This is a genomic window from Bradyrhizobium genosp. A, assembly GCF_049949275.1.
In the GTDB taxonomy this organism is placed as follows: domain Bacteria; phylum Pseudomonadota; class Alphaproteobacteria; order Rhizobiales; family Xanthobacteraceae; genus Bradyrhizobium.
Window position 1 is genome coordinate 649,434 of sequence record NZ_CP188196.1, and the last position, 18,109, is coordinate 667,542.

19 protein-coding genes are annotated in these 18,109 nt (G+C 64.2%); 12 read left to right on the top strand and 7 right to left on the bottom strand.

From position 1 onward, the window contains the following. Positions 1-6: 6 nt before the first annotated feature. The 3 genes from metA to recQ all read left to right on the top strand — a co-directional run bounded on the left by metA (position 7) and on the right by recQ (position 3,831). A complete protein-coding gene (gene metA, locus ACP2YP_RS02935) occupies positions 7-1,008 on the top strand; it encodes a homoserine O-succinyltransferase MetA (protein WP_426422145.1) in 1,002 nt (333 codons plus the stop codon). Positions 1,009-1,113: 105 nt separating this feature from the next. Beyond that, entirely contained in the window at positions 1,114-1,857 is a 744-nt protein-coding gene (locus tag ACP2YP_RS02940) for a polysaccharide deacetylase family protein (protein ID WP_426422146.1), read from the top strand. Between the two features lie 108 nt (positions 1,858-1,965). Further along, complete coding sequence (recQ, locus tag ACP2YP_RS02945; RefSeq protein WP_426422147.1) at positions 1,966-3,831, top strand: DNA helicase RecQ; 1,866 nt, start codon at positions 1,966-1,968, stop codon at positions 3,829-3,831. Between the two features lie 14 nt (positions 3,832-3,845). Here the strand turns inward: recQ and ACP2YP_RS02950 are convergent, their stop codons facing one another. Next, positions 3,846-4,862 (bottom strand): 1-aminocyclopropane-1-carboxylate deaminase, encoded by a 1,017-nt coding sequence (locus tag ACP2YP_RS02950; RefSeq protein ID WP_426422148.1) that lies wholly within the window; start codon positions 4,860-4,862, stop codon positions 3,846-3,848. Between the two features lie 158 nt (positions 4,863-5,020). On the opposite strand from ACP2YP_RS02950, the gene ACP2YP_RS02955 reads away from it, so the two are divergent. From ACP2YP_RS02955 to ACP2YP_RS02970, 4 genes are all read left to right on the top strand, one after another. Next, positions 5,021-5,485 carry an Lrp/AsnC family transcriptional regulator gene (locus ACP2YP_RS02955; RefSeq protein ID WP_148755822.1) on the top strand — a complete coding sequence of 155 codons (465 nt, stop codon included), beginning with the start codon at positions 5,021-5,023 and terminating at the stop codon, positions 5,483-5,485. A gap of 46 nt (positions 5,486-5,531) precedes the next feature. Further along, positions 5,532-6,677 (top strand): PLP-dependent cysteine synthase family protein, encoded by a 1,146-nt coding sequence (locus ACP2YP_RS02960; RefSeq protein WP_426426455.1) that lies wholly within the window; start codon positions 5,532-5,534, stop codon positions 6,675-6,677. A 127-nt stretch (positions 6,678-6,804) separates the two neighbouring features. Further along, complete coding sequence (locus tag ACP2YP_RS02965) at positions 6,805-7,365, top strand: carboxymuconolactone decarboxylase family protein (protein ID WP_426422149.1); 561 nt, start codon at positions 6,805-6,807, stop codon at positions 7,363-7,365. A 266-nt stretch (positions 7,366-7,631) separates the two neighbouring features. Next, positions 7,632-7,877 (top strand): hypothetical protein, encoded by a 246-nt coding sequence (locus ACP2YP_RS02970; protein ID WP_426422150.1) that lies wholly within the window; start codon positions 7,632-7,634, stop codon positions 7,875-7,877. A 9-nt stretch (positions 7,878-7,886) separates the two neighbouring features. Here the strand turns inward: ACP2YP_RS02970 and ACP2YP_RS02975 are convergent, their stop codons facing one another. Then, positions 7,887-8,822 carry an alpha/beta hydrolase gene (locus ACP2YP_RS02975; RefSeq protein WP_426422151.1) on the bottom strand — a complete coding sequence of 312 codons (936 nt, stop codon included), beginning with the start codon at positions 8,820-8,822 and terminating at the stop codon, positions 7,887-7,889. Between the two features lie 346 nt (positions 8,823-9,168). Here ACP2YP_RS02975 and ACP2YP_RS02980 point away from each other — a divergent pair, with 346 nt between their 5' ends. Then, positions 9,169-10,056, top strand: coding sequence for a branched-chain amino acid aminotransferase (locus tag ACP2YP_RS02980; protein WP_426422152.1), 888 nt, complete (start codon positions 9,169-9,171; stop codon positions 10,054-10,056). A gap of 6 nt (positions 10,057-10,062) precedes the next feature. On the opposite strand, the gene ACP2YP_RS02985 is transcribed toward ACP2YP_RS02980, so the two are convergent. Then, positions 10,063-10,680 carry a class I SAM-dependent methyltransferase gene (locus tag ACP2YP_RS02985; RefSeq protein WP_426422153.1) on the bottom strand — a complete coding sequence of 206 codons (618 nt, stop codon included), beginning with the start codon at positions 10,678-10,680 and terminating at the stop codon, positions 10,063-10,065. Between the two features lie 107 nt (positions 10,681-10,787). Further along, entirely contained in the window at positions 10,788-11,381 is a 594-nt protein-coding gene (phaR, locus tag ACP2YP_RS02990) for a polyhydroxyalkanoate synthesis repressor PhaR (protein ID WP_426422154.1), read from the bottom strand. A gap of 305 nt (positions 11,382-11,686) precedes the next feature. Between phaR and ACP2YP_RS02995 the strand changes: the two genes are divergently transcribed. The 3 genes from ACP2YP_RS02995 (at position 11,687) to ACP2YP_RS03005 (ending at position 14,836) form a co-directional block, all read left to right on the top strand. Beyond that, positions 11,687-12,865 carry an acetyl-CoA C-acetyltransferase gene (locus ACP2YP_RS02995; RefSeq protein WP_426422155.1) on the top strand — a complete coding sequence of 393 codons (1,179 nt, stop codon included), beginning with the start codon at positions 11,687-11,689 and terminating at the stop codon, positions 12,863-12,865. Positions 12,866-13,125: 260 nt separating this feature from the next. Then, on the top strand, positions 13,126-13,851 hold the full coding sequence (gene phbB, locus ACP2YP_RS03000) for an acetoacetyl-CoA reductase (RefSeq protein ID WP_426422156.1): 726 nt from the start codon (positions 13,126-13,128) through the stop codon (positions 13,849-13,851). 115 nt (positions 13,852-13,966) lie between these two features. Continuing rightward, positions 13,967-14,836, top strand: coding sequence for a DMT family transporter (locus ACP2YP_RS03005; RefSeq protein ID WP_426422157.1), 870 nt, complete (start codon positions 13,967-13,969; stop codon positions 14,834-14,836). A gap of 111 nt (positions 14,837-14,947) precedes the next feature. Here ACP2YP_RS03005 and ACP2YP_RS03010 read toward each other — a convergent pair whose 3' ends face one another. Both ACP2YP_RS03010 and gloB read right to left on the bottom strand, forming a co-directional pair. Further along, the gene (locus ACP2YP_RS03010; RefSeq protein WP_426422158.1) at positions 14,948-15,370 is read right to left on the bottom strand and encodes a cupin domain-containing protein; all 423 of its coding nucleotides are present in this window, start codon (positions 15,368-15,370) and stop codon (positions 14,948-14,950) included. Positions 15,371-15,407: 37 nt separating this feature from the next. After that, complete coding sequence (gene gloB / locus ACP2YP_RS03015) at positions 15,408-16,175, bottom strand: hydroxyacylglutathione hydrolase (protein ID WP_426422159.1); 768 nt, start codon at positions 16,173-16,175, stop codon at positions 15,408-15,410. A gap of 108 nt (positions 16,176-16,283) precedes the next feature. Between gloB and ACP2YP_RS03020 the strand changes: the two genes are divergently transcribed. Beyond that, complete coding sequence (locus tag ACP2YP_RS03020) at positions 16,284-17,027, top strand: class I SAM-dependent methyltransferase (protein ID WP_426422160.1); 744 nt, start codon at positions 16,284-16,286, stop codon at positions 17,025-17,027. A 63-nt stretch (positions 17,028-17,090) separates the two neighbouring features. On the opposite strand, the gene ACP2YP_RS03025 is transcribed toward ACP2YP_RS03020, so the two are convergent. After that, positions 17,091-17,900: a DUF4167 domain-containing protein gene (locus ACP2YP_RS03025; RefSeq protein ID WP_426422161.1), complete on the bottom strand. Its 810-nt coding sequence runs from the start codon at positions 17,898-17,900 to the stop codon at positions 17,091-17,093. Positions 17,901-18,109: the final 209 nt, after the last annotated feature.

Sequence of the window (18,109 nt, forward strand, 5' to 3'; positions counted from 1 at the left end):
GGGCCGATGAGCGTCTTGATCGACAGGGATCAAGGGATTGTAAGCCCGGCGCTGGTCCCAGCCGAGGGCGACCTCGCGCGCGGTCATGCCCGCGCCGAGCTCACCATCGGGCTGATCAACAACATGCCTGATACGGCGCTGAAGGCGACCGAGCGGCAGTTCATGAAGCTGCTCCAGGCCGCTGCAGGGCCGCGCCGCATCCGCTTCCATTGCTTCTCGCTGCCGTCCGTGACGCGTTCGCCGGAAGCGAAGTGGCATGTCGAGAGCGAATATTCCGATCTCTCCGATCTCAAGCGCCAGAAATTCGACGGGCTGATCGTAACCGGTGCCGAACCGGTCGCACCCGAGCTCGACCAGGAGCCGTACTGGCGCGACCTCACCGAGCTGGTCGACTGGGCCAGGACCAATACCCGTTCGACGATCTGGTCATGCCTTGCCGCGCATGCGGCGGTGCTGCACCTCGATCGCATCCAACGGCACCGCCTGCCGTCCAAATGTCATGGCATCTTCGACTGCGAGGCCGTGACCAGCGATCCGCTGACGCGCGATGCCCCGGCGCCGTTCAAGGTCTCGCATTCCCGCCTCAACGAAGTCATCGAGGGAGATCTCACGCGGGCCGGCTATCAGGTGCTGACCCGGTCGGCCCGGGCCGGGGTCGATGTCTTTGTCCGACAGTATGACAGCCGCTTCGTATTCTTCCAGGGGCATCCCGAATATGACGCGCTATCGCTCCAGCGCGAATATCTTCGCGACATCGGCCGCTACCTCGCGCGTGAGCGGGAGGCCTATCCGGCGCTTCCCGTGAGTTATTTTGACGCAGCGACGGAGGAAAAACTGGCTCGGTTCGAGAAGCGCGCAAAGCACCAGCGGCATCCCGCCCTGACCAACGAGCTGCCTGCGCTGACCTTGCGCACCGATATTGCGGCCGGTAGCGCTGCGGCCGCGCTTTTCCGCAATTGGCTGCAATATCTCGGCGCGGACGCTGAAGCTCCGCTGCTGGCGCGTTAACCCAGGGCTGTCGGTTGCGCGTTAGGATTACCCAGGCGTTAAGCTTGCCTCAGGCCGCGGGCAAATGTTTCAGTACAGGAATACGAACTCACAGGGAATGCACCCGTGCTGTCGGCCCTCAACGGACGCGTGAGCAATCGGCTGGCCCGGCATTTCCGCGCCGCGCCACATCACTTGCCGGCACACGCACCGATGGTGAGCTTCACCTTCGATGACGCCCCCGACAGCGCCGCCGGCGAGGGCGCCTCGCTGCTGGAAGCGCATGGCGGGCGCGGCACGTTCTATCTCTCCGGCAGCTTGATCGATCAGCCGGGGGATCACTGGCACGGCCTGTCGAACGATGCGATCGTCCGGCTGCATCGCGGCGGTCACGAGATCGGCTGTCACACCTTTTCACATTTGCGCGCGGTCGACCTCGACGAAAGCGCGATGGCGCGCGAGATCGAGCGGAACCGCAATCATTTTCGCAGCATCGATTCCTCGATCCGGCTTGAGAATTTTGCCTATCCCTATGGCCTCGCCTCGGTCTGGCGCAAACCGCAGCTCGCCCAAAACTTCCGCTCCGCGCGAGGGATCCTTCCGGGTGTCAACAGCGACGTCATCGATCTCCAGTTTCTGCGCGCTTCGCCGCTGGTCAATTACGAGATCGATACGGCGGGCGTCGACCGTTACTGCGACGAGGCAACCGCAAGCGGAGGCTGGCTGATCTTCTACGGCCACGACGTCGTCGACGCGCCGAGCCCCTATGGCTGCACGCCCGATCTGTTGCGCCACGCGCTGAAGGCTGCGGAAAAGCGCAACATGCCGGTCGTGACGGTCGCCGAGGCCTTGCGCAGGATTGGGGCGTAGCTTTCACCTGTTCCCCGGTTGCGGGGGAGAGGGAGAAGATGGACTTGCAACGCCCGCGCCGTCATGCGACTGGCCTTGTGACGAATCTCGCAAAGCCCCGACACGCCCATGTCCGCCCCTTCCACCGCTCCGCTGCCCGCGCCGGCCGATGGCCGCGATGCGCTGTCGGTGCTGCATTCGGTGTTCGGCCTGCCGGGGTTCCGTGGCGCTCAAGGCGAAATCATCCGGCACGTCACCGACGGCGGCAATTGCCTGGTGCTGATGCCGACCGGCGGCGGCAAGTCGTTGTGCTATCAATTGCCGTCCCTGTTGCGCGAAGGCTGCGGCATCGTGGTCTCGCCGCTGATCGCGCTGATGCGCGACCAGGTCGCAGGTCTGATCGAGGCCGGCGTCAACGCAGCCGCACTGAACTCGTCGCTGACATTGCAGGAGGCCTCCGACATCGAGCGGCGCCTGATCGCGGGCGATCTCGACCTGCTCTATGTGGCGCCCGAACGCCTGGTGACGCCGCGCTGTATGTCGATGCTGGCGCAGGCCAAGGTGGCGCTGTTCGCGATCGACGAAGCGCATTGCGTCTCGCAATGGGGTCATGACTTCCGGCCCGAATATGTCGGCCTCTCCATCATCGCCGAACGCTTCCCCGACGTGCCACGCATCGCGCTGACAGCGACCGCCGACGAGCTGACGCGGAAAGAGATCGTCCAGCGGCTCCAGCTGACAGATAGCCCGCAATTCGTCTCGAGCTTCGACCGGCCCAACATCCGCTACGAGATCGTCGACAAGCGCAATGCGGTGTCGCAACTGAAGGAGTTCATCCGGGAACGCCACGCCGGAGACGCAGGCGTGGTCTATTGCCTGTCCCGTAACCGCGTCGAGGAGGTTGCTGCCGCACTCGCCGAGGCCCGCATTGCGGCGCTGCCCTATCATGCCGGGCTGGACAGTAACGTTCGCTCGCGCAACCAGGACCGCTTCCTCAACGAGGACGGCATCGTCATCGTCGCGACCATCGCCTTCGGCATGGGCATCGACAAGCCCGACGTGCGCTTCGTCGCCCATCTCGATTTACCCAAGAGCATCGAGGCCTATTACCAGGAAACCGGGCGTGCGGGGCGCGATGGCAAGCCGGCGGCGGCGTGGATGGCCTACGGCCTCTCCGACATCGTGCAGCAGCGCCGCATGATCGACGAGTCCAGCGGCTCCGACGATTTCAAGCGCGTGTCGATCGGCAAGCTCGATGCGCTGGTCGCGCTCGCCGAGACCGCGCAGTGCCGGCGCAAGCGGCTGCTCGGCTATTTCGGCGAGCTATCGCATGGCGAGACCTGCGGCAATTGCGACAATTGCCTGACGCCGCCAAAAATGCGCGAAGGCAAGGTTCTGGCGCAAAAACTACTCTCATGCGCCTATCGCACCGGTCAGCGTTTTGGCGCGATGCATCTGATCGACGTGTTGATCGGACGCCTGACCGAGAAGGTGACGCAGTTCGGCCACGACAAGCTGTCGGTGTTCGGCATCGGGCGCGAACTCAACGAGAAGCAATGGCGCACCGTGCTGCGGCAGCTGGTGGCCATGGGCCATTTGCAGAGCGACAGCGAAGCCTTTGGTGCGCTGAAGCTGACGGAGACCGCGCGCGGCGTGCTGCGCGGGGAGACCGAGGTGTGGCTGCGCGAGGAAGCGCCTGGCACGCGGGTTCGGTCAAGCCGCGCAAAATCCCGCCGCGGCGATCTTGCGCCGGCCGCCAGCGCGCCGCAGGGCGATGTCGATCCCGAACTGCGCGCGCGGCTACGCTCCTGGCGCTCGGATATCGCGCGCGAACGTGGAGTGCCCGCCTATGTCGTGCTGCACGACGCCACCATCGACGGCATCGTCCGGGCGTGGCCGACCACGCTGGACGAGCTGCGCAACGTCCCAGGCATCGGCGACAAGAAGCTGGAGCACTACGGCGAGGAGCTGCTGCAGATCGTGCGGACGCGGTAGCGCGCGCCTCTCACTCAGCCATTTCTGAACGCATACGCATACCCATTCAGCGCCGGCGCGCCACCGAGATGGGCATAGAGAATCTTCGCGCCCTTCTCGAAATGGCCCTTCTGCACCAGGTCGATCAGACCTTGCATCGACTTGCCCTCGTAGACGGGGTCGGTGATCATGCCCTCGAGCCGCGCGGTGAGGCGGATCGCTTCCTTGGTTTCTTCCGACGGCACGCCATAGGCGGGATAGGCATAGTCCTCGATCAGCACGACGTCGTCGGCGACGAGCTCCTTGCCGAGCTCGACGAGTTCAGCGGTGCTCTGCGCGATCTCGAGGACCTGCGATTTCGTCTGCGCCGGCGTGAACGACCCATCGATGCCGATCACTTTTCGCGCGCGGCCGTCGGCGGCAAAGCCGACCAGCATGCCGGCATGGGTCGAACCGGTCACGGTGCAGACGATGATGTAGTCGAACTTGAAGCCGAGCTCTTTCTCCTGCTTGCGCACTTCCTCGGCGAAGCCGACATAGCCGAGCCCGCCAAATTTGTGCACGGAGGCGCCGGCCGGGATCGCGTAGGGCTTGCCGCCCGCAGCTTTCACTTCCTCGATCGCCTGCTCCCAGCTCTTGCGGATGCCGATGTCGAAACCGTCGTCGACCAGTCGCACGTCCGCGCCCATGATGCGCGAGAGCATGATGTTGCCGACGCGATCGTAGACGGCGTCCTCGTGCGGCACCCAGGCTTCCTGCACCAGGCGGCACTTCATGCCGATCTTGGCGGCGACCGCGGCGATCATGCGGGTGTGGTTCGACTGCACGCCGCCGATCGAGACCAGCGTGTCGGCGTTCGACGCGATCGCGTCGGGGATGATGTATTCGAGCTTGCGCAGCTTGTTGCCGCCGTAGGCGAGGCCGGAATTGCAGTCCTCGCGCTTGGCGTAGATCTCGACATTGCCGCCGAGATGCTTCGACAGCCGCTCCAGTTTCTCGATGGGCGTCGGGCCGAAGGTCAGCGGATAACGCGCGAATTTGTCCAGTCTCATTGGATCATCCCGATTGGCGTTGGTCTGGGAGATGGCTAGCATCGCACTGCAAAAAGGTGCTCTCGAATATTGCACCCATATTGCACATAATCTTGCGACGATGATGAAATTTGGTAGTATTCCTTCCGCAATAACGTCAAAAGCCGGAAGCTTCTTCCATGTCCGCCCGTCTCGATCGCATCGACCTCAAGATGTTGAGATTGTTGCAGAATAACGGCCGGCTCAGCAATGCCGAGCTGGCCGAAACCGTCGCGATCAGCCCCGCCACCTGCCACCGTCGGACCCAGCGCCTGTTCGAGGACGGCTTTATTGCCGCGGTCCGCGCCATGGTGGCGCCGAAGAAGGTGGCCAAGGGCACGCTGGTGATGGTCGGCGTCGTGCTCGACCGCTCGACCCCGGAAAGCTTTGCGACCTTCGAGCAGGCGATCGCCAGGCTGAAATTCGTGCTCGACTGCCACCTCGTGGCCGGCGACTTCGACTATTTCCTGAAAATCCGCGTCGGCGACATGGAGGATTTCAACCGCATTCATGGCGAGCAGCTCATCGCGCTCCCCGGCGTGCGCCAGACCCGCACCTTCTTCGTGATGAAGGAGGTCGTCGACAATGCGCCGCTGGAGTTTTGAGCCGGAGCTATTGATGCGCGATACGCATCATGACAAGATTCGCCCGATGCAGCCGCTTCCCTTTCGCCAGCATGATCCCGTCGCCCCGGCCTACCGGCGCGGCTGGGTCGACGAGGCCATCGCTGCGATCGAAGCCGACCAGTGCCGCACGGCCGACACCCATCTGATTCGGCTGATCGTGCCGGCGCTATCAGGCATCGACCTCTATCTGAAGGATGAGTCCACGCATCCGACCGGCAGCCTGAAGCACCGGCTGGCGCGCTCGCTGTTCCTCTACGCCCTCTGCAACGGCCATATCCGCGAAGGCACGCCCGTCGTGGAGGCGTCGTCGGGTTCGACCGCGGTGTCGGAGGCGTATTTCGCGCAGATGATCGGCGTGCCCTTTTACGCCGTAATGCCGCGCACGACCTCGGCGGAAAAGATCGCCGCGATCGAGCATTATGGCGGCAATTGCCATCTGATCGACGACGGCCGCGCGCTCTATGCGGAGGCCGCCGCGCTCGCGACCCGGCTGAGCGGCCACTACATGGATCAGTTCACCTTCGCCGAGCGCGCCACCGACTGGCGTGGCAACAACAACATCGCCGAATCGATCTTCACTCAGTTGAAGGGCGAGCCGCGTCCGCTTCCCGACTGGATCGTGATGGGGGCGGGCACCGGGGGCACCTCGGCCACCATCGGTCGCTATCTGCGCTATCGCCAATATCCGACGCGGCTGTGCGTGGCCGATGTCGAGCATTCCGCCTTTTTCGATTGCTTCCGCTCGCAGGACCGCTCCCATGTTTGCGAACGCCCCTCGCTGATCGAAGGCGTCGGCCGGCCGCGCTGTGAGCCGTCCTTCGTGCCGGGCGTGGTCGACCGCATGATGAAGATCCCGGATGCGGCGACGATCGCGGCGATGAACGTGCTGTCGCGCCGGCTGCGGCGTGCGGTGCGCGGTTCCACCGGCACCAATTTCCTCGCGCTGTGCCGGCTCGCCTCGGAGATGCGCAAGGCAGGCCAGACGGGATCGCTGGTGACGCTGATCTGCGATTCCGGCGAGCGTTACCGGCAGACGTATTATGAGCCCGCCTGGCTCGCCGCGCGCGGTCTCGATCCGGCGCCGTTCGAGGCGACCTTGTCGTCGTTCCTCGACACCGCGCAGCCGCTGGCGCTTGCAGTCGACGATGTGGTCAATCCGCAGAGCCCATGATGCCCTGAAGGCGTCATGGCGGCGTCTGTCTGCCATTTGCGAAATTGCACGGTCGTCACGGCAACTTCACTTGCCTTGCGCGCGCACGCGGGCGAGCTTTCGACCTTCTCAACGAGGAGATCCTGCCGTGCGCCTTCCCATTCTCGATCCAAAAGACCTGACCGACGAACAGAAGCCGCTCTATGCCGACATGCAGGCGGGGATCAAGGACCACTTCAAGGGCTTTGTGAACATGCGCGGCGACGGCGCGCTGCTCGGCCCCTGGAATCCCTGGATCCGCGAGCCACGCTTCGGCGGGCCGGTGTGGGAGCTGGTCAAGGCGATCGCGTCGAACCCGCTGCTGCCGGCGCCGGTGCGAGAGGTCGCAATCCTCGTCACGGGCTCGCATTTTCGCTCGGGCTACGAGCTCTATGCTCACGTGCTGGTGGCCGAGCAGCGCGGCCTCTCCGACGAGAAGCTCGCGACCATCGTCGCCGGACAACGGCCGGTGGATCTCACCAAGCAGGAGGCGGTCGCTTACGACATGGCGTCTGCCCTGGTCAGCGGCGGCGTGCTGCCTGAGCTGACCTATCGGGCTGCGGTGAAGGAATTCGGCGAGCACGGCGCGGCCGAGCTGTCCTATCTCGTCGGCGTCTATTGCATGGTTTCGGTCACGCTGAATACGTTCGACGTGCCGGTGCCGGAATAGAGGCGGCTCTGATACTCATTCCGGGGCCCTGCTTGCGAACCAGAGCCGTGCCTCGCGCGGGGCGATGCGTGGGCTGCGGTGGGACACGTGCAATCCGACGGTGGCGTTCTAGTGACGGAACCGCTCGCTAGATGGAACGTGATCGTTCGTGTGGTCAAGGTCTCTCCACGGGCAATGGACGATGCGCGTGTGCGCGGTTACCCTGTCGTGATCGTACGGACACACGCGCCCGGCACTGTGCAGGCCGACAATAGAGGACGACAGCCATGACCACGTCACGCCGCATCCTGCTCGCTGGAATGGCGGGGCTCGCCGTGGCTCCGACCGCCGTGGCCGCCGCGACGGCACCGGCTATTGCCGATACGACAGTTGCCGAAGAACGCTTCGCGCGCATGATTGCCGCCGCGCATGCGCCCGATGTCGCCTGCGCACGCCAGGCCGAACGCTATGCGGACGCGCATTGGCCGGACTATGTCGTGGCAGCCAGGGCCGTGCTCGATGCGCGGGCATGATTCGCGCCTTCATTTCTCCACGGCCCGCCTGACCTGCTCGCCGATCTGCGACAGCACGAGTTGCGCCTGCGGCAGGATCGCGCCCATGGCGTGGAAATTGTGGACCATGCCGTCATGGCAGACGTGCTCGACCGCGACGCCCGCGGCGAGCAGCTTGCGCGCGTAGGCATTGCCTTCGTCGCGCATCGGGTCGAACTCGGCGGTGTGGATGATCGCGGTCGGCAGGCCAGCGAGACGCGTCGCGCGCAGCGGCGAGATGCGGGGATCGGCGGCGTCCAGGCCTTCGGGCAGATAGTCGGACAGATCGGCCTCGATGGTCACGCGGTCGATCAGATGTCCTTCGGCGAAGGCCTCGCGCGAGGGTGAGGTCTCCTCGAAATCCAGCACCGGGCAGATCAGGCATTGCGCGACGATAGAGAGGCCGGCGCTCTGCGCCGCCTCCTGGCATACGATCGCAGCCAGCGTCGCGCCGGCGGAATCGCCGCCGACAACCAGCCGGTCGGCGGCGATGCCGAGAGATGAAGCTTCGCGCGCCACCCACTCGGTGGCTCCGATCGCGTCGTCGACAGCAGCAGGAAATTTGTGCTCGGGCGCGAGGCGGTAGTCGACCGAAACGAGGCGGCAGCCGGTCGCATGCGCCAGTGCCGCCGCGATACGGTCATGCGTCGCAATGCTGCCGGCGACGAGCCCGCCGCCATGAAAGAACACGAAGCCCGGCGCGCGCTCGCCGGCAGACGCCGGCGAATAGAGGCGATAGGGCAGCTCTCCGCCGGGACCGGGCAGCATGCCGTCGAAGGCCGTCACGTTCGGTGCCTCGGCCCGCGCGAACTGCATCAGCTTCGACAGCGATTGTCGGCGCGCCTCGACACTCGGCCGGCTCCGCGCCTGCGGCGCGGCGGCAGCCATCATGGTCAACAGGCGCTTTGCGAGCGGATCGAGCGGCATGGGAGACTCCGTGACGTGCCCGCCACTATAGCCGGTTTGGTCGCGCCGTTGTCTTAGCCTCCTGGAGGCAGGGCTATCGCATTTGAGCGCTTTTTGCTGCGGCCATCCTTCGAGACGCCCGCTTTGGGCGGGCTCCTCAGGATGAGGGCGGAGCATGCGGCGCCAGTTTCAACGGAGACCAATGCCGATTAGCCTCATCCTGAGGAGACCGCGGAGCGGTCGTCTCGAAGGACGAGGCGCGCGCTCAGGCGATCGCCCCTGGAGGGAGAGTTGGTGCTTCCCCGCAGCAAATCGTTTAGAAATTGGGGACAATAATGCCCGGATATTTTTCGAGGGGAGGCCGATCATGGCCGAGATCAAGAAGCCGATCGAATATTCGCCGAGCTGGACCTTCTTCGAGGGCAAATGGCATGACGGCAACGTGCCGATCATGGGGCCGCGCACGCATGCGGCCTGGCTCGGCTCGGTCGTGTTCGACGGTGCGCGCGCGTTCGAGGGCGTGGCACCGGATCTCGACCGGCACGTCGCCCGCGCCAATCAGTCCGCGATCAATTTTGGTCTGAAGCCCGTGGTCGATGCCGCCACCTGGCTCACGCTCGCCAACGAAGGCATCGCGCGCTTTGCGCGGAATGCCGAACTCTATATCCGTCCGATGTATTGGGCGCAGAACGGTGCCGGCGGCGGCGTGCTGTTCGACCCTGAAACCACCAATTGGTGTCTATGTATCTACGAGGCGCCGATGCCGAAGCCGGTCGGCAACGCGATCACGCTGTCGCCGTTCCGCAGGCCCACCGCCGAATGTGCGCCGGTCGAAGCCAAGGCCGCCTGTCTCTATCCGAACAATTCGCGGGCGCTGGCGGAAGCGGCCTCGCGCGGCTTCCAGAACGCGCTGATGCTCGACATGCTCGGCAATGTCGCGGAGTTCGGCAATTCGAACGTGTTCATGGCCAAGGACGGCGTGGTCTTCACGCCGGTGGCGAACGGCACCTTCCTCAACGGCGTCACGCGCCAGCGCGTGATCAGCCTGCTCCGCGCCGACGGCGTCACCGTGGTCGAGAAGACGCTGCGCTATGCCGATTTCGTTGCCGCTGACGAGATCTTCTCCACCGGCAATTTCGCCAAAGTCGCGCCGGTGATTCGCATCGACGCGCGCGAGCTGAAGCCGGGCCCGCTCTACACCAGGGCGCGCAAGCTCTATTGGGATTTTGCGCATGCGGTGAAGCTGGCGGCTTGACGGGAGCTAGCCCCGCCGTCGAAATCGGCTGAACTGAAACGCCTGCGTCGAATGCCACGGCGTGTGATGCGTCTCGCTGCGCGCCTCGACCAGCTCGAACTCCGGCCCGAGCTCCGCTGAAAGGCTCGCGCTGTCGTGCCGCTGCACCGGCAAGCCGCTGCATTTCTCCGGGCCATCGGGCGCGAACGTCGCGATGATCACGTGCCCGTCCGGCACCACCGCCGACCGCAAGCGCTCGACGTAAGCGGCGCGGTCGTGCGGATCAGTCAGGAAGTGAAACGCCGCGCGATCGTGCCAGATGTCCCAGGTCTTCGCCGGGCGCCAAGTGGTGGCGTCGGCGACGATCCAGTCGACTGTTGAGGCGGCCGCGCCGATTCGCTTCTTCGCTGCGTTGAGCGCGTTGGCGGAAAGGTCCAGCACGGCGAGATTGCGGAATCCGTCTTGAAGCAGTGCATCGACCAATCGCGATGCGCCGCCGCCGATATCGATGATGGCCGCAGCACGATCCGGACTCGCCGCACGAATCATCTCGAGTGAGATCGCTGGACTGTCCTGAAACCAGCTGACCTCGGCCTCGCCCTTGGTGGCGTAGACATTCTGCCAGTGCGTGGTTCGGTCAGACATGGCGGCTCCGGCCTTGGCCGGGAGGGCAGCGCGCAAATGGCGATGCCGCGATCAATCGGGAGTTCGTGCGCCCGCCGGATGCGGACGCGGCGATGCGAACGAGAGACCTACTCGTCTTTCTTCGACATGCGATCGAGGCGTTCCTGCATCTCCTTCATCTGCTGGCGCAGATCGTCGATGTTGGTGTCCTTGGCCGGCTCGGCGCCGGCATCGGCCTCCGGCTCGGTCGTTGCCGGGCGACCGGTCGGCGGAACGAACGGCTTGAACATCGAGAAAGTCTGCTGGAACAGCTCCATGTTGCGGCGGACCTGTTCTTCCAGCGGGGCAAAGGGCGTGCCCGAGAGCGTGTTGGCGATCTGCTTGCGGAACTTCTCCTGCTCCTGGGTCAGCGTCGCGATCGACTGCTCCAGATATTTCGGCACCACCATCTGCATGCTGTCGCCGTAGAAGCGGATGAGCTGGCGCAGGAAGGTGGTCGGCAGCAGGTTCTGGCCGGCCTTGTTCTCCTGCTCGAAGATGATCTGGGCGAGCACGGAGCGGGTGATATCGTCGCCGGACTTGGCGTCGTAGACCAGGAAATCTTCGCCGTCCTTGACCATGGCAGCGAGATCTTCCAGCGTCACGTAGGTGCTCGTTCCGGTGTTATAGAGCCGGCGGTTCGCGTATTTCTTGATGGTGGTGGGTTGGTCTGATTTCGCCATGGGCTCTCACTTCAAAGACGCTGAGAACGGGAACCTGCAGGGGCAATGCCGCAGGGCGGAAGAGTACGCAACGCAACAAAATAAGCATTTTCAAAGGGGTCACGCTACCGTTTTGTGCGGCACGGTTAATTGCATAGCAAAAACGTGCTTGCGAAATCGCCAAGAACGCTATTTTGAATGCGCTGCGGCATCAATTCGGTCACCCGCCGATTGACATGCCTCAACGACGTTAACAGGATGCCATCCGAGACTGGCGAGCCGTTTCCCCAGCCCCGTCTGCCCCCATTCAACCTCAGGAGATGCCCATGTCAGACGATGTCGTCATCGTCAGCGCCGCCCGCACCCCGGTCGGAAGCTTCAACGGAGCGTTCGCGACCCTTCCCGCCCACGACCTGGGCGCCATCGCTATCAAGGCCGCGCTGGAGCGCGGTGGCATCGAGCCCGGCCGGGTCTCGGAAGTCATCATGGGCCAGATCCTGACCGCGGCCCAAGGCCAGAACCCCGCACGCCAAGCCTCGATCATGGCCGGCATTCCGGTGGAGAGCCCGGCCTGGGGCGTCAACCAGCTCTGCGGCTCGGGCCTGCGCACGGTCGCGCTCGGCTATCAGGCGCTGCTCAACGGCGATTCCGAGATCGTGGTCGCCGGCGGCCAGGAATCCATGAGCATGGCTCCGCACGCCCAATACCTGCGCGGCGGCGTCAAAATGGGCCCCGTCGAATTCGTCGACACCATGATCAAGGACGGCCTGTGGGATGCCTTCAACGGCTACCACATGGGCAACACCGCCGAGAACGTCGCGCGGCAGTGGCAGATTACCCGCGCCCAGCAGGATGAGTTCGCGGTCGCCTCGCAGCAGAAGGCCGAGGCCGCGCAGAAGGCCGGCAAGTTCAACGACGAGATCGTTCCGGTCACCATCAAAGGTCGCAAGGGCGATGTCGTCGTCAGCGCCGACGAATATCCGCGTCATGGCGCCACGCTCGACGCAATGGCGAAGCTTCGTCCCGCCTTCGAAAAGGACGGCACGGTCACCGCAGGTTCGGCCTCCGGCATCAATGACGGCGCTGCTGCCGTGGTGCTGATGACCGCCAAGCAGGCCGCCAAGGAAGGCAAGAAGCCGCTCGCGCGCATCGTGTCCTGGGCGCAGGCCGGCGTCGATCCGAAGATCATGGGCTCGGGCCCGATCCCGGCCTCGCGCGCCGCGCTGAAGAAGGCCGGCTGGAGCGTTGGCGATCTCGATCTGATCGAGGCCAACGAAGCCTTTGCGGCGCAGGCCTGCGCCGTCAACAAGGACCTCGGCTGGGACACCTCCAAGGTCAACGTCAACGGTGGTGCGATCGCGATCGGCCATCCGGTCGGCGCCTCCGGTGCGCGCGTGCTGGTGACGCTGCTGCACGAAATGCAGAAGCGTGATTCGAAGAAGGGCCTCGCCACGCTGTGCATCGGCGGCGGCATGGGTATCGCGATGTGTCTGGCGCGCGACTGAAGATAGCTGATGCGTAACTTACGCGTCACTTGCGCGTGCGCTGCACACTGATTGAGTGCGTTGCACGCGACTAAAAAGGCAGCGGTTGCAAATCAAATATTCTTCGCAACGGCGCAAGCCTCGACTAAATACAAACGCCCGGCTCAACGCCGGGCGTTTTGTTCTTGATGTCCGTCAAACGCCGCCCATAATCCAAATCTAAAACGATCGCTGGACGTCCGAGAAAGAATCCAAGGAAAAGTTGAGGGAAGGAAAGCAGCATGGCACGAGTGGCATTGGTGACGGGTGGTACGCGGGGGATCGGAGCTGCGATCAGCAAGGCGCTGAAGGCGGCCGGCTACAAGGTCGCGGCGAGCTATGCCGGCAATGATGCGGCGGCGGAGAAGTTCAAGGCCGAGACCGGTATCGCCGTCTACAAATGGGACGTCAGCAGCTTCGATGCCTGCGCCGAAGGCGTGAAGAAGGTCGAGGCCGAACTCGGTCCCGTCGACGTCCTGGTCAACAATGCCGGCATCACCCGCGACACAGCCTTCCACAAGATGACGCTCGAGCAGTGGAACGCCGTGATCAACACCAATCTCGGCTCGCTGTTCAACATGACGCGCCAGGTGATCGAGGGCATGCGTGCGCGCAAATTCGGCCGCGTCATCTCGATCTCATCGATCAACGGCCAGAAGGGACAGTTCGGCCAGGTCAATTATTCCGCGGCAAAGGCCGGCGACATCGGCTTCACCAAGGCACTCGCGATCGAGAATGCCAAGGGCGGCATTACTGTCAATGCCATCGCGCCTGGCTACATCAACACCGAGATGGTGCAGGCCGTGCCGAAGGACGTGCTGGAGAAGAACGTGATCCCGCAGATCCCGGTCAACAGGCTCGGCGAGCCCGAGGAGATTGCGCGCGCGGTCGTGTTCCTCGCGGCCGACGAGGCCGGCTTCATCACGGGATCGACGATGACCATCAATGGTGGTCAGTACCAGGTCTGATGGGGCAGCAGCCCTTAAGCCAAAAGCCTGTAGCTTCAGGCGCGACAAGGCGATAGTGAAGACGCAAATGCCCGGCCTCGTGCCGGGCATCATCGTCCTCAGAGCCTTTTGATCCATGACCCCGCGCACCGCCACACTGATCGGACTGGCCGCGATCCTGATGTGGTCGTTGTTGTCAGTGATGACGGTGGCGACCGGAAAGATCCCGGCGTTCCAGCTCGCTGCGATGACCTTTGCGATCGGCGGTCTCGTCGGCCTGCTCACCTGGATCGGCCGGGGCGACGCGGCGAAGAGCCTGCGTCAGCCGCTCGTCGTGTGGCTCGTCGGCGTCGGCGGATTGTTCGGCTATCACGCGCTCTATTTCCTCGCGCTGCGCTTCGCGCCGCCGGCCGAAGCCGGCCTTCTGAACTACATGTGGCCGCTGCTGATCGTGCTGTTCTCGTCGTTTCTGCCGGGCGAGCGGCTCGCCGTGCATCACATCATCGGCGCCGTGCTCGGCCTCGTCGGCACCGTGCTGCTGTTTGCCGGCAATACGTCCGGCTTCGCGCCCGGCGCGGTGCCGGGATTGGTCGCGGCCTTCATCGCTGCCTTCGTCTGGGCGACCTATTCGGTGCTGTCGCGGCGCTTGAAGGCGGTGCCGACCGACGCGGTCGCGGGCTTCTGCCTCGCCACGTCAGTGCTCGCCGCGCTGATGCATGGTCTGCTCGAAACCACGGTGTGGCCCGAGACGACGTTGCAATGGCTCGCCGTGATCGCACTCGGCATCGGTCCCGTCGGCGCTGCCTTCTATGCCTGGGACATCGGCATGAAGCGCGGCGACATTCGCGTGCTCGGCGCCGCCTCCTACGCGACGCCGCTGCTCTCGACCGGCTTTCTCATCGCCGCCGGCTTTGCCAAAGCCAGCGCCAACATTGCGATTGCAGCAATCCTGATCGCCGGCGGCGGCCTGATTGCGGCAAAGGATATGGTGCTGAGGAAGCGATGACTGTCGTCCCGGGCGCGTGGAGCGCGAATCCGGAATCCATTTATCCGCGTCAACGGCGATGAGAAACATTCTTGGCCCAGTCCTTTTCGGGCTGTCCCGGAATGACAATCGCTACGGCTCCCAGCCTTTCGGCGCGAGCTCGAATTTTGCGAACTCGAAGGCGGGCGCCACGGTGCAGCCGACCAGCGTCCACTCGCCGGTGGTCTCCGCCATTTGCCACGCGTCCGCCGGCACGATGGCCTGCGGCCGCTCGCCGCTCACGAGATCCGCGCCGAGCCGCACCTCGTGCTGGGAGCAGCCGTCATGGGCGATGCGCAGCGTCAGCGGGCTGCCGGCATAATAGTGCCAGGTCTCGACCGCATCGATGCGATGCCAGTGCGAGCGCTCGCCGCGTGCGAGCAGGAAGTAGATGAGGGTCGAGCGCGAGCGGCCATTGGCGTCGGTGGTCTGGTCGCGAAAGGTCTCGCGATAATGTCCGCCCTCGGGGTGCGGGCGGAGTTCAAGGCGTGCGATGATCTCGGCTGCGGTCGGCATCGATCCCCGTCAGGACTTGTATTTCAGGACTTGTACTTCAGGATTTGTTTTTGCGCTCGCGCAGCTCGCCGAACACTGCGGCGGCATCCGCGCCCTTCATGTGTAGCCTGGCTGCGACCGACGTTTCATCAGCGCGCAGGAACACGTTTGCTCGCTTCTCATCACCAAGCAGTGAGGGAATGGTCGGCTTGTTCTCCGCCCGCAACCTCGTCACTTCCGCCGCGCGTGCCTGGAGGGCCGCATTATCGGGATCGACGGTCAGCGCGAACTTGACATTGGACGCCGTGTATTCGTGGCCGCAATAGAGCTTGAAGTCGTCAGGCAGGGCCCGCAGCTTCAATAGCGAGTCCCACATCATCGGGTAGGTGCCCTCGAACACGCGGCCGCAGCCGATCGAGAACAGCGTATCGGCGGCGAACAGCGTCTTCTCGGTGTCGAACACGTAGGAGATATGGTCGAGCGTGTGGCCGGGCGTTTCCAGCACACGCCCGAGCAGCGTGCCGACCTTGACCACGTCTGCATTGGCGACACGCAAATCGACATCGGCAATTTTTGCCGTCTTGTCATGCGGCGCGACGACGCGGCAATTGTATTTCTGCTTGAGTTCGGCGACCCCGCCGACATGATCGCCATGATGATGGGTGATCAGGATATCGGTAAGTTGCCAGCCCTCCCGCTCCAGCGCCTTGATGATGGGACCGGCTTCCGGAGCGTCGATCGAGGCGGTTGCCTTGGTTTCCAGATCGTGGATCAGATAACCGAAATTGTCGTTTAAACAGGCGAAAGTACGAATTTCGGCGGCCATGACATCTCCATCGGGCTCAGCCCCGTCAGACAGATATGGCGTTAACGTTGCGCAGGCAATGCAATATTCAGCGCGCGGCCGCCGCCTTGTGCATGTTACATTGCCGTCATGACCATCGACGTCGTCGACCTTCGCGAGTTCTATTCCCGGCGCCTCGGCATCGTGGCGCGGCAGATGATCAACCGCGGCATCCGGGAGCGCTGGCCGACAGCCGAGGGCCAGCGTGTGCTTGGCATCGGCTATCCCACGCCCTATCTGGGATTGTTCCGCGAGGATGCGGAGCGCTGCATCGCCTTCATGCCGGCGGCGCAGGGCGTGTTGAAATGGCCCACGGGGCGGCCGGCGCTGGCCGCGCTGATCGACGAGTTCTCGCTGCCGCTCCCCGATGCCGCGGTCGACCGCATCCTGCTGGTCCATGCCCTCGAGATGTCGGACGATCCGGCCGCGCTGTTGCGGGAGGTCTGGCGGGTGCTGTCGCCGTCCGGCCGCGTCATGGCGGTGATCCCGAATCGGCGCGGCGTGTGGACGCGCAGCGACAACACGCCGTTCGGCCATGGTCGTCCCTATTCGCGCTCGCAGATCACAGACCTGTTGCGCCAGACCTGGTTCACGCCGACCGGCTGGGGCGAGGCGTTGTTCATGCCGCCTTATGCGGGCCGCTGGGTGCTGAAATCGGCGCAGATGTGGGAGCGTGCCGGTGCTGCGCTGTCGCTGCCTTTTGCCGGCGTCCACATCGTCGAAGCGACCAAGCAGGTCTATCGCGCGATCCCCGCCAAGCGCGAACGGGCGCGGCTGATTCCCTCGTTGAAGCCGGTGCTGGTGCCGTCCTCGACGTCGGTGACGCGGGGCTAAAAACAAATCGTCCCGGCGAGGCCGGGACGATCATGCATCGCAAATCTGAAATTTGGCTGCAACTTACTCGCTGGGGGCGAGATCGTCGCCGGAAGCGGCAGGAGCTGCCTCGCGCTCGGGGCGCGGGCCGCTATGCGGCCGGCGGCGCCGCCGCGGAAACCGCTCGCCACCACCACCATTGCCACCTTCGAGGCCGCCCGGAGCACCATTCACCTGCGGCTGTGCGCCGGTGATGAAGGAGGGCAGGCGGTCGACATTGCCGGCATCGGCAATGACGGGCTGCGGCTGGTTCAGCGGTTGCGGTTGGGGCTGCGGCTGGGGTTGATATTGCGGCTGCGGACGGTGGTCGCGCTCGCGGTGCTCGCGCGGCTGCTGGTTGTCGCGCTGATAGGGCGGGTTGTCACGCTGCTGATAATCACGCTGCTGGTGATCGCGTTGCTGTTGATCGCGTTGGCCGTCGCGCGCAAAATTCTGCTGCTGCGGTTGCGGAACAAATCCCGGCTCCTGGCCGAAATTCGAGAAATTCTCGCCGTCATCCTCGCCGTCGTCGCTGCTGGTGCTGACGGGCTCGTCGCCGCGCGGCTGTTGGTTCTGGCGGAACTGTTCCTGGGCTGCCGCGATCAGTCGGAAATAATGCTCGGCATGCTGGTAATAGTTTTCGGCGGCGACCGGGTCGCCCGAAGAGCGCGCGTCGCGCGCAAGCTGCAGATATTTTTCGGCAATGTGCGAGGCGGTACCGCGGATCTTGATGTCGGGGCCGTTCGATTCGAAGACCCGGGTCATCGGGTTCTGGCCGCGCCGGTTATTGTTGTTGTTGTTGTTGTTGTTGTTGTTGCGGTTGCGCATCCGCTGCTTGTTCTGACCGTTTCTCATGTCCTGCCTTTAATTCCAGCCCTAAAGGTTGCACGCATTACTGATTGCTTGGAGTGACCTGATGACAGCGGTTCACATGCCTCACGCGCACCGCGCGCAAGAGCGGGATTGAACCCTGCCGATGTTCGTCGACCGTCGCGTTCAACAAAGACGCGTTCCCCACCCGCCAGCATCCATTGCCAGCGAACCCATTCATATCGCCTGCCGAA

Excerpts from the sequence above, each read along its gene's own strand:
- ACP2YP_RS02995 (WP_426422155.1), top strand. The coding sequence starts at position 11,687 with ATGTCAGACGATGTCGTCATCGTCAGCGCCGCCCGCACCCCGGTCGGA.
- recQ (WP_426422147.1), top strand. The coding sequence starts at position 1,966 with ATGTCCGCCCCTTCCACCGCTCCGCTGCCCGCGCCGGCCGATGGCCGC.
- ACP2YP_RS03005 (WP_426422157.1), top strand. The coding sequence starts at position 13,967 with ATGACCCCGCGCACCGCCACACTGATCGGACTGGCCGCGATCCTGATG.
- ACP2YP_RS02975 (WP_426422151.1), bottom strand. The coding sequence starts at position 8,822 with ATGCCGCTCGATCCGCTCGCAAAGCGCCTGTTGACCATGATGGCTGCC.
- ACP2YP_RS03025 (WP_426422161.1), bottom strand. The coding sequence starts at position 17,900 with ATGAGAAACGGTCAGAACAAGCAGCGGATGCGCAACCGCAACAACAAC.
- ACP2YP_RS03010 (WP_426422158.1), bottom strand. The coding sequence starts at position 15,370 with ATGCCGACCGCAGCCGAGATCATCGCACGCCTTGAACTCCGCCCGCAC.
- ACP2YP_RS02950 (WP_426422148.1), bottom strand. The coding sequence starts at position 4,862 with ATGAGACTGGACAAATTCGCGCGTTATCCGCTGACCTTCGGCCCGACG.
- ACP2YP_RS02980 (WP_426422152.1), top strand. The coding sequence starts at position 9,169 with ATGGCCGAGATCAAGAAGCCGATCGAATATTCGCCGAGCTGGACCTTC.
- ACP2YP_RS02955 (WP_148755822.1), top strand. The coding sequence starts at position 5,021 with ATGTCCGCCCGTCTCGATCGCATCGACCTCAAGATGTTGAGATTGTTG.
- metA (WP_426422145.1), top strand. The coding sequence starts at position 7 with ATGAGCGTCTTGATCGACAGGGATCAAGGGATTGTAAGCCCGGCGCTG.
- phaR (WP_426422154.1), bottom strand. The coding sequence starts at position 11,381 with ATGGCGAAATCAGACCAACCCACCACCATCAAGAAATACGCGAACCGC.
- ACP2YP_RS02985 (WP_426422153.1), bottom strand. The coding sequence starts at position 10,680 with ATGTCTGACCGAACCACGCACTGGCAGAATGTCTACGCCACCAAGGGC.
- ACP2YP_RS03020 (WP_426422160.1), top strand. The coding sequence starts at position 16,284 with ATGACCATCGACGTCGTCGACCTTCGCGAGTTCTATTCCCGGCGCCTC.
- phbB (WP_426422156.1), top strand. The coding sequence starts at position 13,126 with ATGGCACGAGTGGCATTGGTGACGGGTGGTACGCGGGGGATCGGAGCT.
- gloB (WP_426422159.1), bottom strand. The coding sequence starts at position 16,175 with ATGGCCGCCGAAATTCGTACTTTCGCCTGTTTAAACGACAATTTCGGT.
- ACP2YP_RS02970 (WP_426422150.1), top strand. The coding sequence starts at position 7,632 with ATGACCACGTCACGCCGCATCCTGCTCGCTGGAATGGCGGGGCTCGCC.
- ACP2YP_RS02960 (WP_426426455.1), top strand. The coding sequence starts at position 5,532 with ATGCAGCCGCTTCCCTTTCGCCAGCATGATCCCGTCGCCCCGGCCTAC.